This window comes from Pseudoalteromonas sp. CNAT2-18.1 (assembly GCF_022347865.1).
GTDB lineage: Bacteria > Pseudomonadota > Gammaproteobacteria > Enterobacterales > Alteromonadaceae > Pseudoalteromonas > Pseudoalteromonas ruthenica.
Genome location: NZ_JAKRFR010000003.1, coordinates 395,970 through 411,627, shown reverse-complemented (window position 1 = coordinate 411,627; position 15,658 = coordinate 395,970). Strand labels below are relative to the sequence as shown.

Annotated in this window: 11 protein-coding genes; 8 read left to right on the top strand and 3 right to left on the bottom strand. The window is 48.6% G+C overall.

Translation table 11 applies throughout. The features are described 5' to 3' along the window. Positions 1-5 precede the first annotated feature (5 nt). The 3 genes from MHM94_RS08705 to MHM94_RS08695 all read left to right on the top strand — a co-directional run bounded on the left by MHM94_RS08705 (position 6) and on the right by MHM94_RS08695 (position 3,702). Entirely contained in the window at positions 6-1,640 is a 1,635-nt protein-coding gene (locus MHM94_RS08705) for an iron ABC transporter permease (RefSeq protein ID WP_235419263.1), read from the top strand. Beyond that, a complete protein-coding gene (locus tag MHM94_RS08700; RefSeq protein ID WP_151173221.1) occupies positions 1,637-2,671 on the top strand; it encodes an ABC transporter ATP-binding protein in 1,035 nt (344 codons plus the stop codon). Before MHM94_RS08705 ends, MHM94_RS08700 begins: the two co-directional genes overlap by 4 nt. Before the next feature lie 92 nt (positions 2,672-2,763). Then, a complete protein-coding gene (locus MHM94_RS08695) occupies positions 2,764-3,702 on the top strand; it encodes a Dyp-type peroxidase (protein WP_022945357.1) in 939 nt (312 codons plus the stop codon). Here MHM94_RS08695 and argR read toward each other — a convergent pair. After that, complete coding sequence (gene argR, locus MHM94_RS08690; RefSeq protein WP_022945358.1) at positions 3,662-4,129, bottom strand: transcriptional regulator ArgR; 468 nt, start codon at positions 4,127-4,129, stop codon at positions 3,662-3,664. The two genes, MHM94_RS08695 and argR, sit on opposite strands and share 41 nt — an antisense overlap. 229 nt (positions 4,130-4,358) lie before the next feature. Here argR and mdh point away from each other — a divergent pair, with 229 nt between their 5' ends. The 5 genes from mdh to lpdA all read left to right on the top strand — a co-directional run bounded on the left by mdh (position 4,359) and on the right by lpdA (position 12,585). After that, entirely contained in the window at positions 4,359-5,294 is a 936-nt protein-coding gene (gene mdh, locus MHM94_RS08685) for a malate dehydrogenase (protein WP_053910041.1), read from the top strand. A gap of 283 nt (positions 5,295-5,577) precedes the next feature. Next, positions 5,578-6,327: a pyruvate dehydrogenase complex transcriptional repressor PdhR gene (gene pdhR / locus MHM94_RS08680; RefSeq protein WP_022945361.1), complete on the top strand. Its 750-nt coding sequence runs from the start codon at positions 5,578-5,580 to the stop codon at positions 6,325-6,327. An 89-nt stretch (positions 6,328-6,416) separates the two neighbouring features. Continuing rightward, positions 6,417-9,083 (top strand): pyruvate dehydrogenase (acetyl-transferring), homodimeric type, encoded by a 2,667-nt coding sequence (gene aceE, locus MHM94_RS08675; RefSeq protein WP_022945362.1) that lies wholly within the window; start codon positions 6,417-6,419, stop codon positions 9,081-9,083. Between the two features lie 11 nt (positions 9,084-9,094). Further along, the gene (aceF, locus tag MHM94_RS08670; RefSeq protein WP_235419264.1) at positions 9,095-11,002 is read left to right on the top strand and encodes a pyruvate dehydrogenase complex dihydrolipoyllysine-residue acetyltransferase; all 1,908 of its coding nucleotides are present in this window, start codon (positions 9,095-9,097) and stop codon (positions 11,000-11,002) included. Between the two features lie 155 nt (positions 11,003-11,157). Next, positions 11,158-12,585, top strand: coding sequence for a dihydrolipoyl dehydrogenase (gene lpdA / locus MHM94_RS08665; RefSeq protein ID WP_045980580.1), 1,428 nt, complete (start codon positions 11,158-11,160; stop codon positions 12,583-12,585). 95 nt (positions 12,586-12,680) lie between these two features. On the opposite strand, the gene MHM94_RS08660 is transcribed toward lpdA, so the two are convergent. Further along, positions 12,681-13,643, bottom strand: coding sequence for a DUF2608 domain-containing protein (locus tag MHM94_RS08660; RefSeq protein ID WP_235419265.1), 963 nt, complete (start codon positions 13,641-13,643; stop codon positions 12,681-12,683). 4 nt (positions 13,644-13,647) lie between these two features. Continuing rightward, entirely contained in the window at positions 13,648-15,651 is a 2,004-nt protein-coding gene (locus tag MHM94_RS08655; protein ID WP_235419266.1) for a GMC family oxidoreductase, read from the bottom strand. Between the last annotated feature and the right edge of the window lie 7 nt (positions 15,652-15,658).

Below are 15,658 nucleotides of genomic sequence, written 5' to 3'. Positions count from 1 at the left end.
TATTGATGCGCTTTAAATTCTCGCTGTCATCGTGGCAGCTTATTGCGTGGACGACAGGCTTAGGCCTGTCGTTGCCGTTAGCTTTCCTTATTTTTGAGTCCTTGCAAAGTGATCCCAACGTGTTTAACCACCTCTGGGATACGGTGCTGTGGGATTATACCCGCAATACCTTAGTGTTGATCCTCGGTGTAGCGCTACTGAGTTGCTTGATTGCGTTGCCTTTAGGGTGGCTGGTCGCCTGTTGCGACTTTCCGGGGCGAAAACACTTTGAATGGGCTTTGATGCTGCCCTTAGCCATGCCTACCTATCTTATTGCCTATGTTTATACCGACTTACTGGATTATGCTGGTCCGGTGCAAATTCAGTTACGGCACTGGTTTGGCTGGCAATCGCCGGATGATTACTGGTTTTTTGATATTCGCACGCTCGGTGGCGCAATTGTGATGATTGCGTTAGTGCTGTACCCCTACTTATTCTTAATTTTTAAAACCGCGCTGAAGGAGCAGTCTCATAAGCTGGTTCAAGCCGCACATATTATGGGACACGGCCCAGTTGCAGGCTTTTTTAAAGTCAGTCTTCCTTTAGCTCGAGGGGCGATTGTCGCCGCTATAACCTTAATTAGCATGGAGGCGATGGCGGATTTTGCCACCGTCAATTACTTTGCCGTAAGCACCCTAACGACAGCGGTGTACGATACTTGGTTTGGGTATTATTCATTAACCGCCGCTGCGAAAATCTCAGGGATCATGCTGCTCATTTTGTTTTTGGCTATCATTATTGAGCGTTATTCGCGCCGCAACCGCGCCGTATTTGAGCGCCAAACCCAGCTAAGCGGTGAGCCTCTTTATACTCTCAAAGGAGCTAAAGCGTTGGTAGCTACAGGCTTTGCCTTAGTTATTTTGGCGCTTGCTTTCGCTATTCCGACGGCGGTGCTGGTTAGCTACGCGTTTAATTATTTTGACCAAGCGTGGAATGATGAGTTTTTCCTCTATGCTTGGCAAAGCCTAAAAATTGCCACTATGGTCAGCATCCTCGCCATTACCCTAAGTATTCTTGTGGTGTACTACCAACGCTTGAGTACAGCACGATATACACTGTGGCCTGGGCGCTTAGCCAGCACTGGATACGCCTTACCTGGCACCGTTTTAGCCATTGCGGTGCTGTTACCACTGACTAGTTTAGAAGTCGGCATTAATGATTGGCTCGCCCAGTATGACTATCAACCAGGGTTATTCTTAAGCGGTACTATATTTGCCATCGTGTTTGGTTACTTGGTGCGATTTTACGCCATTGCCCATGGCGCCATAGAATCAAGCTTTAGCCGCATTAGCCCGAGCTTGGATATGGCCAGCCACTCAATGGGCCGCAATGAGCGACAAACCTTACTTGGCGTGCATATTCCCATTCTTAAACGCGGTATCTTAACCGCTGCCTTATTAGTGTTTATCGAGTGTATGAAAGAGTTGCCAGCAGCATTACTGTTGCGGCCATTTAACTTTGAAACATTGGCGACCCATGTGTTTCAGTATGTGAGCGATGAGCAATTAGAGCTGGCTTCAGTGTCGGCACTATTTATTGTATTAGTGGGGCTACTGCCCTTGTATTTTATTAACCGCTCAATGGAGCATTCTCGGTCATGACAGCGCAACTAGAATTAGACAACATTAGTTTCGAATACGCTGAGCGGGCGGTGGTCAACAATTTAAGCCTGACCTTAGCAGACGATGAGATTTTGTGTTTGCTAGGCGCCAGCGGTTGCGGCAAAACAACCACACTAAAAGCCATTGCTGGGCTTATACGTCCGCATCGAGGGGTGATCCGCTTAGGGAAAGAGGTACTGTGTAGTGACCAGCATTGCGTGCCCCCACAGCACCGCAACATGGGCATGATGTTTCAGGATTACGCGCTGTTTCCACACTTAACCGTGGCGCAAAACATAGCCTTTGGTTTAAAGGGCATGAGCAAAGCAAACAAACAGCAGCGGGTCGCCGAAATGCTCGCACTGGTGCATCTAGATGAGTGTGGAGGGCGTTATCCACACCAGCTTTCAGGCGGCCAACAGCAACGTGTTGCCATAGCTAGAGCGCTGGCATACAAACCTAGCCTATTACTGCTTGATGAGCCGTTTTCGAATATTGACCATCAGGTGCGTTTTCAATTAATTGCTGACATTCGCCGCATTATTAAAGACCAGCGCGTCTCTGCTATTTTTGTTACTCACTCCAAAGAAGAAGCATTTGCCTTTGCCGACACATTAGCGGTCATGCACAACGGACAAATTGCGCAGCAAGGCACGGCGAAACAATTATTCCAGCACCCTAACTCTAAAGTCGTGGCAGAGTTCTTAGGCACGGGTGTGTATATTGATGCCACTATCGTTGATGCCGAGCATGTACAAACGCCCTTTGGTATTGTGCGCTCTTTACAGCCTTTGCCATCATCGGGGAAGGGGCAAGTGTATGTTCGTCCCCACGATATGCAATTGATTGGTGATGAACACGGTGAAGTGACGTTACTATCACAGCGTTTTGTCGGCACAGAATACGTTTATCGCGTCAGCGTGTTTGCTCAAGAAGTTGAAATTCCTGCTAAAGCTGAACAAGAGTTTTTGCCGAGTCAGAAGCTATCGCTTACAATTACCCCACACTCTGTGAATTTCTTCGCTGATTAAGCGCGAATTCATAGCCTGTATGTAGCCGCGCGGGCGGCTTAGCGCTCGTAATAGGCGCTGCTAACAATAACAACGAAAGGAATGGTAACTTAATGCCCAGAGCGCAATCCGGTGTGTGCGCGCAGGCCAATTTGCACGGCTTGCACTTGTTTCTCAATGTCCTTGATGGCCATGATCACGCAGTTAAAAGTAAGCTCGCACAGTTAGTGGACCTGCAAAGCGAATACGATGATCGCTTCTCTGAGGCCATGGTTTCCAGCTTTGTCGCCATAGGTGCGCAGTACTGGCCGCATTTTCACCCCGATGCCATGCCTGCAGAATTAGCGAGCTTTCCGAGTATCCCCAACCGAGACCACCACGTGCTAGCACAGCCGTTCGATTTGTTTATACAAATTCGCTCGGACCGAGAAGATGTCAATCATCTATTTGGCCAGCGAGTATTGAAGCTGTTAGGCAGTGATGTGGAGCTTGTCGAGGAGATCACCTGTTATCGCTTTTTAGACGGGCGTGATTTTAATGGCTTTCTTTACGCTCCAGATACGCCTCATGGGCGGCAAAAGAATCTCACGGCCCTCATTAATGACCCCGGCAATGATTTTGTAAAAGGCAGTTATGTGCACGTCCAGCGCTTTACCCACAACCTCAATGCCTGGCAAGCGCTCAGTATTGAAGAACAAGAGTTGGTGATTGGCCGTACTCGTCTGGATGCCGAGCTGCTAATGCCGATTAATGCCAACAGTCACGCGGCGCGCTCAGAGTTGAAAGATGAAAAAGGCGAACCGCTGTTACTGCACCAGGGCATGCCTTTTGGCACCATGACCAAGCAAGGCTTGCTGTCGGTGACCTGCGCCGCCAGTGGCGACGCGTTTACGCAAATGCTGAAAAGTCAGCTAGGGGATCATCATCATTATGATGCTTGGCTGGACTTTACCCAGGCCGACATGGGCTCAGCGTTTTTTGCCCCTTCGGTGGATTTTCTAAAGTCGTTGGCTACACGTTCTCAAACAGCTTACGCACCCGCTCCAGAGTAATATCAATTTCTGAGACTTTGGCGGGGGCAATAAAGATGGTGTCATCCCCGGCTATGGTTCCTAGCACGCCATCGGCCTTACCGAGAGAATCGAGCAAGCGCGCGATTAATTGTGCTGCACCCGGGCTGGTGGTGATGATGATCATCATCTCATTGTGAACAATATCCAGCACTAATTGGCGCAGTGGCGACTTCGCAGTGGGAACGGCTAATTCTGCGGGTAAGCAATAGACCATTTCTTGTTTGGCGTTGCGTGTACGCACCGCACCAAACTTGCTGAGCATGCGCGAAACTTTGCTTTGGCTGATGTTATCGAAGCCTTGTTCTTTTAAGGCATCAACAATCTCTCCTTGTGAGCCGAAATTTTCTTCTTTTAGGAGGGCTTTAAAGGCTTTTACCAAGGCTTCTTGTTTTTCTTGCGCGTGCATAATAATGGTCTTTGTAGCTTAAAGTCTTATCATTCTACCCAAGAACCGGGGTTATTTCATCCAAGGCACTGAGGTTTACAGTGAAGTTTACGACTATGGTCGAGATTATCGTCAAAATAACGCGGATAAATTTGTCTTTATCGGCGCTTTTCATTATCTTTAAGGCCACCAAAAGGTCAGATGACCCAAATCTTGATAACCCAATCTCGTTATTTTACGGAGAATTAAAATGAAAGTTGCCGTTTTAGGTGCTGCCGGTGGTATCGGTCAAGCGCTCTCTTTGCTACTAAAAAATAGCCTTCCTGCTGGTTCTGAGCTTGCTCTATACGACGTAGCCCCTGTGGTTCCTGGTGTTGCAGTTGACCTATCACACATCCCAACTGCGGTTGATGTAAAGGGCTTCGGTAAAGAAGACTTAGACGCAGCACTAAACGGTTGTGACATTGTTTTAATCCCAGCGGGTATGCCGCGTAAGCCGGGCATGGACCGCGCTGATTTGTTCAATGTAAACGCCAGCATTGTCCAGACGCTAGCCGAAGGCATTGTTAAAAACTGCCCGAAAGCCATGGTCGGTGTTATCACTAACCCAGTCAATGGCACAGTGCCAATCGTGGCTGAAGTATTCAAAAAAGCGGGCACTTATGACCCTGCACGCGTATTTGGTGTAACCACACTTGACGTGATCCGTGCAGAAACTTTCATTGCTGAGCTAAAAGGCTTGAACGTGAACGACGTGAAAGTGCCAGTAATTGGTGGTCACTCAGGAACGACTATTCTTCCTCTACTGTCTCAAGTAGAAGGTGCGAGCTTCTCTGATGAGGAAGTTGCGGCGCTAACTAAGCGTATCCAAAACGCCGGTACCGAAGTTGTTGAAGCAAAAGCCGGTGGCGGTAGCGCTACACTTTCCATGGGCGCAGCTGCAGCGCGCTTCTGCTTGTCACTAGTCAAAGGCATGCAAGGTGAAGATGTTATTGAATACGCCTATGTTGAAGGCAATGGTGAAGACGCGCAGTTCTTCGCTCAGCCAGTACGTCTTGGTAAAAATGGTGTCGAAGAGTTGCTTTCTTACGGTGAGCTAAGCGCCTTTGAACAACAAGCCAAAGAAGACATGCTAGGCACCTTGAATAAAGATATTCAAGAAGGCATCGACTTCATGAATAAGTAATAGCCACCATGGCCGTTACTTCATGATATTGGCTAATAGCGATATCATGCTAAAAGCCCCTATAGTTCTGCTGTAGGGGCTTTTTTGTGCATTTATTTCCTTTCTCCTTACTGGTCTGACCATTTGTCGCTAAGCGTAAATTACTTTAATTTGCGCGCATATCCACCATAATTGGCTGAATAAAAATTGATGTGAACTGGGTCAATTTTGACAGCTTGCGGTGAATTTGATACCTTAACCACACTTTTTGGTATGACCAATTTACCCAAAGCATAAATCAACGATGTCATTGAAAGTAAAAGCAGCGAAATTATCGGACGTGATCTTGGCCCAGCTTGAGAATATGATTCTTGAGGGATCGCTGGCACCAGGGGAAAAGCTTCCGCCTGAGCGTGAGCTGGCTAAGCAGTTTGAAGTATCACGCCCATCGCTGCGTGAGGCAATTCAAAAACTCGAAGCCAAGGGGTTGGTTACGCGCCGCCAAGGTGGTGGCACCTTTGTAAAGAATCAATTGGAAGAGGGCTTAAGTGATCCACTGTTTGAGTTGATCAGTAAGCACCCAGAGTCGCAGTTTGATTTGCTTGAGTTTCGCCACGCCCTCGAAGGTATCGCCGCCTATTATGCGGCATTGCGCGGGACTCAAAATGACTTTGTAAAGGTAAAGCATAGCTTTGAAAAAATAGCGCAAGTAAGTGATGACCTGAGTGCCAAAGCGAAAGCTATTAATGCTTTTCACTTTTGTATCGCTGAAGCGTCTCATAACGTGGTGTTACTGCACTTGGTGCGTGGCATGCAAGCTTTACTAGAGCAAAACGTACTGCAAAACTTGCAGGTATTGATGAAGAAAACCGCCGTGTCGCAGCAATTAGCGCAGCACCGCAAAGTGTTGATGGACGCCGTCATTGAAGGCCGCCCAGAAGAGGCACGCCTGGCCAGTAATGCGCACTTAGCCTTTATCGAAGAAGCCTTACTGGAAGCAACGAAAGAGCATTCGCGTATTGAGCGCTCTTTGCGACGTACCAGAGCACAATAAATTCGCTGTGAGCCTCAGTTGAGCATCGCGCTTAAGCTGGGGCTTTTTGGCATTTTAAATTCGTATTTTAAACATAAGGAAAACTCCATATGTCTGAAGTCAATAATGTTGACGTAGACGCACTCGAAACCCAGGAATGGCTACAAGCCCTTGAGTCGGTTGTGCGTGAAGAGGGCGTTGAGCGAGCTCAATACATCCTTGAACAAGTGCTAGAGCAAGCACGTCTTGATGGCGTAGATATGCCAACTGGCACTACCACAAACTACGTCAATACCATCCCCGCTGACCAAGAGCCAGCGTACCCAGGTGATGTGAACGTTGAGCGTCGTATCCGCTCTATCATTCGCTGGAATGCGATTATGATTGTTCTGCGTGCCTCGAAAAAGGATCTTGACTTGGGTGGACACATGGCGTCTTTCCAATCATCAGCGGCATTTTATGAAGTTTGCTTCAACCACTTCTTCCGCGCGCCAAATGAGCAAGACGGTGGTGATTTGGTGTATTACCAAGGTCACATTTCACCGGGTATTTATGCACGTGCCTTCGTCGAAGGGCGCCTGAGCGCAGAGCAGCTTGATAACTTCCGCCAAGAAGTAGATGGAAAAGGGTTACCTTCATACCCACACCCTAAGTTGATGCCTGAGTTTTGGCAGTTCCCAACCGTGTCTATGGGTCTAGGTCCTATCGCTTCAATCTATCAAGCTCGCTTCCTCAAGTATCTTGAAGGTCGTGGCCTGAAAGACACCAGCAACCAACGCGTTTATGCCTTCCTAGGTGATGGTGAAATGGATGAGCCAGAATCACGGGGCGCAATCTCCTTTGCCGCTCGTGAAGGCTTGGACAACTTATGCTACCTAATTAACTGTAACCTGCAGCGTCTAGATGGCCCAGTTATGGGTAATGGCAAGATTATCCAAGAGCTTGAAGGCCTGTTCAAAGGGGCTGGTTGGAACGTCATCAAAGTCGTGTGGGGCAGTGGCTGGGATAAATTACTGGCTAAAGACACCACAGGTAAATTGCTACAGCTGATGAACGAAACGGTTGACGGCGATTACCAAACCTATAAGTCAAAAGACGGTGCTTATGTGCGCGAGCACTTCTTCGGTCGTTACCCAGAAACAGCAGCTCTTGTTGCCGATATGACCGACGACGAAATCTTTGCCTTAAAGCGCGGTGGTCACGAGCCATCGAAGCTATTCGCAGCCTTTAAATCGGCGCAAGATACTAAGGGCCGTCCTACGGTAATCTTAGCGAAAACCGTTAAAGGTTATGGTATGGGCGATGCCGCCGAAGGTAAAAACATTGCTCACCAAGTGAAGAAAATGGACATGACCCACGTGGCTCACTTACGTAAGCGCCTAGGGTTAGAAGATCTTGTTTCCGAAGATGAGCTTAAAGACTTACCGTACCTGACCTTAGAAGAAGGCTCAAAAGAGTACGAGTATATGCACGCCCGTCGTAAAGAGTTGCATGGTTACACGCCAACGCGTTTGCCTAATTTCAGCGAACAGTTGCAGTTGCCGCAGATGGATGCGTTCAAGCAATTACTTGAAGAGCAAAAGCGTGATATTTCCACCACCATGGCATTTGTGCGTACTCTTAATGTATTGCTAAAAGACAAAGGCATTGGCAAAAACATTGTGCCAATTATTGCCGATGAAGCACGTACCTTCGGCATGGAAGGCTTGTTCCGTCAAATTGGTATTTATAATCCACGGGGCCAAAATTACAGCCCGGAAGATCGTGATATCGTTGCTTACTATAAAGAAGACCAAAAAGGTCAGGTGTTGCAAGAAGGTATTAACGAGCTCGGTGCGATGTCCTCATGGGTTGCTGCGGCGACCTCATACAGCACTAACGACCTACCGATGATCCCGTTCTACATCTACTACTCGATGTTTGGTTTCCAACGTGTAGGTGATATGGCGTGGATGGCCGGTGACCAACAAGCACGTGGCTTCTTACTTGGTGCCACCGCAGGGCGAACAACGCTTAATGGTGAAGGGTTGCAGCACGAAGATGGCCACAGCCATATTCTAGCGAACACCGTGCCGAACTGTATTTCTTATGACCCAACCTTCGGCTATGAAGTGGCGGTTATCGTTCAAGATGGTATTCGCCGTATGTATGGTGAAGACCAAGAAAATATCTACTACTACCTGACGTTGATGAACGAAAACTATCATCAGCCAGCCATGCCAGAAGGTGCGGAAGAAGGGATCCGTAAGGGTATTTATAAGCTTGAAAGCTACGAAGGCAACAAGGGCAAAGTACAGCTATTAAGCTCGGGTACGATCATGAACGAAGTGCGCAAAGCAGCGCAAATTCTAAGTGATGACTACGGCGTTAGCTCAGATATATTCTCGGTAACCTCGTTTAATGAGATCACCCGTGATGGTCAAGAAGCCGACCGCTATAACATGCTGCACCCAGAGGCAGAGGCGAAAGTGCCGTATCTGCAAACTGTATTAGGTGAAGAGCCTGCGATTGCGGCTACCGACTACATGAAGAACTACGCTGAACAAATTCGTGCCTTCATCCCGGCTGAGTCATATCGCGTACTGGGTACCGATGGCTATGGCCGCTCCGACAGCCGCGAGAACCTGCGCCGTCACTTCGAGGTGAATGCAGGTTACGTGGTGGTTGCTGCACTAACAGAATTAGCGAAACGTGGCGATGTAGAAAAATCTGTGATTGCAGAAGCAATCAAGAAGTTCGACATTGATGCCGACAAGATTAACCCGCTGCACGCTTAAGGGGTTTGCAAATGAGCATTGAAATTAAAGTACCTGATATTGGTGGCGATGAAGTTGAAGTCACCGAAGTGCTTGTCTCGGTAGGCGACAAGGTTGAAGTTGAGCAATCTTTGATTACCGTAGAAGGTGATAAAGCCTCTATGGAAGTACCTGCCAGCGAAGCGGGCGTAGTAAAAGAGATTAAAGTGAAAGAGGGCGATACCGTCTCTACCGGCACTTTGATTATGATTTTCGAAGGCGAGCGAGGCAATGCCGATGCCGAGCCAAGCGAGGCGGCAGACAGCAGTGATGACAACAGCGGTGCTAGCAATCAAGCCGGCGCCGAGGTGGAAATTACTGTGCCTGATATTGGTGATGACGAAGTTGAAGTCACCGAAATTATGGTCAGTGTTGGTGATAGCGTTGAAGAAGAACAATCAATTCTTAACGTTGAAGGCGATAAAGCTTCTATGGAAGTGCCTGCGCCACAAGCTGGTAAAGTTAAAGAAATCAAAATCAATGTCGGCGACACCGTAAAGACAGGGTCGCTGGTATTTATCTTTGAAACCGCAGGCGGTGGCAGTGCCGAGAGTCCAAGCTCGAGCGATAGCGACAAGCAAGAAGCGAAAGCAGACAAAGACAGCGGCAGTGTTGAAGTTAAAGAAGTGACGGTGCCGGATATTGGCGGCGACGAAGTGGAAGTGACCGAAGTGATGGTCAGTGCCGGCGACACCGTTGATGAAGAGCAGTCGATTCTTAACGTTGAAGGCGATAAAGCTTCTATGGAAGTGCCTGCTCCTTTTGCCGGCAAAGTAAAAGAAGTGAAAGTTGCCGTGGGCGATACCGTGAAAACGGGCAGCTTAATCTTTACCTTTGAGGTGCAAGGCAGTGCCCCTGCACAGCAACAGGCTCCGGCTAAGCAACAATCAACAACTGCAAGCGACGCGCAACCGCAAGAGCACAAGGCCAGTGGCCCAGCGCCAGCGAAGCGTGAAGACTTCGTTGAAAATGCTGATTATGCCCATGCTTCACCGGTAGTGCGCCGTTTGGCCCGTGAGTTTGGTATTAACCTGGCGAAAGTCAAAGGCACAGGCCGTAAAAACCGGGTGTTAAAAGAAGACGTGCAAAACTATGTGAAAGACTTAGTGAAGCAGGTTGAATCCGGTAGTGCAGGTAAAGGCGGCAGCGGTGCCGGTGTCGACTTGATCCCATGGCCAAAAGTCGACTTCAGCAAGTTTGGTGAAGTCGAAGAGAAGAAGCTATCGCGTATTCAAAAGCTATCTGGTGCTAACTTACACCGTAACTGGGTACATATTCCTCATGTAACCCAATACGATGAAGCTGATATCACCAGCTTAGAGGCATTCCGTAAAGAGCAAAACGCGCTGGCTGAGAAGAAAAAGCTGGGCGTTAAGATCACCCCATTGGTGTTTGTGATGAAAGCGGCGGCCAAGGCGTTGGAAGAATTCCCAACCTTTAACTCGTCACTTTCAGAAGACGGCGAGAGCTTGATTCTGAAGAAGTATGTACATATCGGTATTGCGGTTGATACCCCAAATGGCCTCGTTGTTCCTGTGGTTCGTGATGTCAACAAAAAAGGCATTATGGAGTTATCACGCGAGCTGATGGATATCTCCAAAAAGGCCCGTGATGGTAAGCTAACCTCGGCCGATATGCAGGGCGGTTGCTTCACCATCTCTAGCCTCGGTGGCATCGGTGGCACTGCGTTTACGCCTATCGTCAATGCGCCTGAGGTGGCTATTTTGGGTGTCTCTAAGTCAGACTTTAAACCGAAATGGAATGGTAAAGAGTTTGAGCCGCGCTTAATGGTGCCGCTAAGCTGCTCTTACGACCACCGTGTTATTGACGGTGCGCTGGCAGCACGCTTTACTGTGACTCTGGCAAATTACCTAAGCGATATTCGCCACTTGGTAATGTAAGCCATACAGATAATGAACTTTAATCCCAGTAATCGGTTTTTACTGGGATTTTTTTAAATTGCAATGATACAATCTTTGCACAATTTTTGTGAGCGATGGCATGCTGACAGCAAACCGTGTCATTGCTTCCCGTTCGGACAAAATAAGGTAATAGCATGAGCAACGAAATCAAAACACAAGTCGTTGTACTAGGCGGTGGTCCTGGTGGTTACTCTGCGGCATTCCGTGCTGCGGATTTAGGTTTGGAAGTGACCCTCGTTGAGTCACGCGCGACCCTAGGTGGTGTGTGCTTGAATGTCGGTTGTATCCCTTCAAAAGCACTTCTACACGTTGCTAAAGTGATTGATGACGCGAGCGAAATGGCGTCACACGGTGTTTCTTTTGGCAAGCCTGAAATTGACCTAGACAAGATCCGCGATTGGAAGGACTCTGTTATTGGTCAGCTAACTGGCGGCCTAGACGGCATGGCAAAAATGCGTAAAGTGAAAGTCGTGAGCGGCTACGGTAAATTCACTGGCAGCAACACCATTGACGTAGAAGGCGATGACGGCAAAACCACCATCACTTTTGATAATGCTATTATCGCGGCTGGTTCACAGCCGGTGAACCTACCTTTCATTCCAGAAGACGAGCGTGTTATTGACTCGACTGGCGCGCTTGAGCTGAAAGACGTACCAGAAAAACTATTGGTACTAGGTGGTGGTATTATCGGTCTTGAAATGGGCACTGTATACCGCGCTCTAGGCTCACAAATCGACGTGGTTGAATTTGCTGATCAGCTAGTTCCGGCAGCGGACAAAGACGTTATCAAGATTTACCAGAAGTACGTTAAAGACAAGTTCAACGTTATGCTATCGACTAAGGTAACCGGTGTTGAAGCGAAAGACGACGGTCTATACGTGACTTTTGAAGGCAAAAATGCGCCGGCGGAGCCTGTGCGTTACGACAAAGTATTAGTTGCTGTTGGTCGTACACCAAATGGTAAGTTGGTTGATGCCGACAAAGCCGGTGTTAACGTTGATGAGCGCGGCTTTATCAACACTGATAAGCAAATGAAGACCAATGTTGAGCATATCTATGCCATTGGTGACATCGTTGGCCAGCCTATGCTTGCTCACAAAGCCGTTCATGAAGGCCATGTTGCCGCTGAAGTAATTTCTGGCAAAAAGCACTATTTTGATCCTAAGTGCATTCCATCAATTGCCTACACAGACCCTGAAATTGCATGGGTTGGTGTCACTGAGAAAGAAGCAAAAGAGCAAGGGCTGAATATTGAAACAGCGGTATTCCCATGGGCTGCTTCAGGTCGTGCGATTGCTTCATCACGCACCGAAGGTCAAACTAAACTCATTTTCGATAAAGACACAGATCGTCTTATCGGTGGTGCAATGATCGGTATCAACGCTGGCGAAATGCTGGGTGAGATTGGTCTAGGTGTGGAAATGGGCGCCGATGCTGAAGACATCGCTTTAACCATCCACGCGCACCCAACGCTTAATGAGTCAATCGGTCTCGCGGCTGAAATTTTCGAAGGGTCAATCACTGACCTACCGAACAAAAAGGCTGCGAAAAAGAAGAAGTAAGCTTCTTCAACTGAATTTAAAAACCCGGCTTAGTGCCGGGTTTTTTTATGTTTGCATATGACCAAAGCGCGGTTGCTACCATCACTACCTATACATTAGCGGCACTCGCGGGTGTAGCTTGGTTTTATCAGCTCCTTGGTCATGGTTTTTATTACCTTACACCAGCGTTCGGTGGCCTTTGCTTGGTGCTTTTTCGCCATTGGCCCTTGGGTCAGTGCCGCTTTATGCGCCGCCAGCGCCGTGTAGTGGTAGGCGGCAACGTTAAACTGTGCTTGAGTTGCAAATGCGTGGTTTATACTTTCGACATTCTCCAGTGTGTCATCAATAAAGGCGATATTACGAATTTGCTTATCGGGTGATAGCGTGTCGTTGTACTGGTTCACAAAGCACAGTAGGTTTTTGCCTTTATCTTGGCCTGCCAAATACATCACTCCTTGGCGATAGGAAATGCGACGCTTGCTGCCACTATCACACGAAGAGTAGGGGCTGGCTTTACTAGCAAGTCCTGCAAACTTGGGCGCATGGGTGGCAAAAAAGCCCAGTAAATCGCCGCCATCTGGTAGTGTTAAGTCGGTAAACTGGTCTTCTGTAGCAGAAATCGTTTGGTTACCACGTGCCGTCTCAACCATTAGCCTCACCCCTTGACTGCTTAACCGTGCCAATATGGCGGGGACGTTATCTCGAGTGTAAACCATGGTGTTAAGCGCAAATAATAGGTCTGAGGCTTCAATAAGCTCTAAACTTGTGTCGGCGACACGCGGAGCTGATTGTGCAGTGACTAACTCACTTTGCCACGCATACCAAGCGGCCCCACCGAGATACTGGCACTTACTCGGGGATTGGTCGTCAGCGCAGGCGATCATCGTCAGCGTATCGTCGTTATCCATCACTACCAGAGTGTTTTCTGGCTCCCCCCACTGCATTACTTGCTGCTCTAACGTAACAAACGAATCGGTGGTTAAAATGCTCTTTGCTGACTCAGCATACACATGGGTGCTCAGAGTCATGGCGGCGATGCCTGTAAGTAAGGCATAGTAAATCAAAGATAAAAAGTGCATGGCATTAAGCTCCTGCTAAATCGTCGAGTATGTGGCCAGCACCTTGAAACGCCAAGGCGGCGATCGTCAATGTGGGGTTACCCGTACCAATGGTTGGAAACACACCGCTTCCTACCATATACAGGTTAGCATGGTCCCATGATTGTTGGCGGTGGTTAAGCACCGAGGTCGCTGGGTCATCCCCCATGCGATAGGTGCCAACGATATGCCCTGCGCCATAAAACTTAAAATTATGTAAGGTGCCACTGTCATCCTGGTATTGGAATTTTGTCGCCGAGGCATCCTCGGCATTACTGAGGTTGGGCTCGCCGGGGTCTTGAGTATATTCGGTGGCGCCTAATTGGGTGAACAACTCTGTGGTAATTTGTTTCGCCGAAACAAACGCCTTACGCTCGTAATCGGATGCCAAGCGGTAGGTGACCTTGGGTCTTGGCAAGCCAAGGTTGTCCTTCAGCGTCGAAGATAGCTCGACTCGGTTATTGGCATCGGGGAGTTGCTCAATTAGGTAACCTAAACGCAGTTGGCGGGTGTAGGCCTGATTCAAGGTCTGCACCAGTTGTTGACCGAACAACTTACTATTCGCCGGTAAGTTATCATCTAAGCGTAGCTCTTGTCCTTGTTGATTCACCGAGTTGCCGTTCAACTGACTATTGTTCTGCCCAAATATGAAATCAGCGAGCGTCGTGCCGGGATCATTAGCAGCCCATTGCCAGCCCTCGTTACCAATCTCGATGCGATAAGCTGAGCGCTGTTTACGAAAGTCGCCATCGCGCAGCGATTCAATGCCACCTGTGGAAAGTGGACCGCGATACGGGTAAATTGGCTTCTCCGCTAGTCCCCAGCCTAAATACATAATGTGGTCCATGAGGTTGCGGCCCACCTGATCGCTGCTGTTAGCAACCCCGTTTTCGAAGCCAGGGTTTTTATTCGACATAAGCAGTAGTTTCGGAGTTTCAATAGCGTGCGCGGCAAGCACAAAGCGTTTGCCAGTGACCGAGCCCTGACCTGTGGCAATGCCGTTAGCATGGGTATAGCTAATGTAATCAATGGCGCATACCTGTTGGGTCGTGCTATCGAGCTGGATATTGCTTGCCACATGTTGATAGCGGATCTCAACGTTGCCGGTTTGCAATGCTCGAGCCAAGGTCACGGTGGCATCATATTTAGCCTGAATAGGGCAAATAGGTATGCAGTTGGTGTTGCCGGCGCATTGGCGGCGCTCACCGGGGCGAGAGTTTCGTCCCTGTGGCGTTGGCGTTACATAGACTTCATTGCCCTCATATTTCATGCCCAAGGTGGCATGCTCGTAGACTCTGTCTTGTAGGGCAGGGACGATCCCTGGCATGGGGAAATCATAATGAGCGCCGTAGGTGCCGCTGGGGTCGACGCCAAACTGTTCATACAGGCGTTGCATCCGCTGTTTATCGCCAGCGACGTTTATCTCTTGGTCCGCTTTTTCATAAAACGGCACTAAGTCCTGATAAAACTGCTCACCACCGGGCCAATCAACCCCTTGGCCATACAAGGTTTTAAGCTCAAAATCTTGTGGTAACAAGCGCAAGCAGGTACCTAACCAATGCCATGTGGTACCGCCACCGATGCGTTCGTAGGAGCTGGCAAAAGCAAACTTAGCATTCAAACTCGTGCCGCTGACATTGGCATCTTGCGGTGGATAATCAAAGTAACATTGTGTCGGTTTACGCCAAGCATCCACTTGTAATACCGTGTATCTTGGTGTGTTTTCGGTACTGGGATCGGGTAAGCCAAGGGGATTGTTTAGGCTATTTGCCACCGCATTCTGTGTTGCCGGTGGGTACGGGCTTTCAGGTGTTTTTGCGGCAGCTTTAAAAAAAGTATCCATATATTTGGAGCGATCAGCGGGCACGGCAGGTCCGGCCTCTAAAATAAGTACCTTTTTACCTGCTTTGCCAAGCTCGTAGGCGACAATGGCACCTGCGATTCCTGCGCCGACAATCACCACATCATATTCGGTTTTGCTATTCATCATGTTACTC

What these genes read in the sequence shown, in the direction of transcription:
- aceE (WP_022945362.1), top strand. Translation starts at nt 6,417, where the DNA reads ATGTCTGAAGTCAATAATGTTGACGTAGACGCACTCGAAACCCAGGAA.
- pdhR (WP_022945361.1), top strand. Translation starts at nt 5,578, where the DNA reads ATGTCATTGAAAGTAAAAGCAGCGAAATTATCGGACGTGATCTTGGCC.
- MHM94_RS08655 (WP_235419266.1), bottom strand. Translation starts at nt 15,651, where the DNA reads ATGATGAATAGCAAAACCGAATATGATGTGGTGATTGTCGGCGCAGGA.
- MHM94_RS08700 (WP_151173221.1), top strand. Translation starts at nt 1,637, where the DNA reads ATGACAGCGCAACTAGAATTAGACAACATTAGTTTCGAATACGCTGAG.
- argR (WP_022945358.1), bottom strand. Translation starts at nt 4,129, where the DNA reads ATGCACGCGCAAGAAAAACAAGAAGCCTTGGTAAAAGCCTTTAAAGCC.
- mdh (WP_053910041.1), top strand. Translation starts at nt 4,359, where the DNA reads ATGAAAGTTGCCGTTTTAGGTGCTGCCGGTGGTATCGGTCAAGCGCTC.
- MHM94_RS08695 (WP_022945357.1), top strand. Translation starts at nt 2,764, where the DNA reads ATGCCCAGAGCGCAATCCGGTGTGTGCGCGCAGGCCAATTTGCACGGC.
- MHM94_RS08660 (WP_235419265.1), bottom strand. Translation starts at nt 13,643, where the DNA reads ATGCACTTTTTATCTTTGATTTACTATGCCTTACTTACAGGCATCGCC.
- MHM94_RS08705 (WP_235419263.1), top strand. Translation starts at nt 6, where the DNA reads ATGCGCTTTAAATTCTCGCTGTCATCGTGGCAGCTTATTGCGTGGACG.
- lpdA (WP_045980580.1), top strand. Translation starts at nt 11,158, where the DNA reads ATGAGCAACGAAATCAAAACACAAGTCGTTGTACTAGGCGGTGGTCCT.
- aceF (WP_235419264.1), top strand. Translation starts at nt 9,095, where the DNA reads ATGAGCATTGAAATTAAAGTACCTGATATTGGTGGCGATGAAGTTGAA.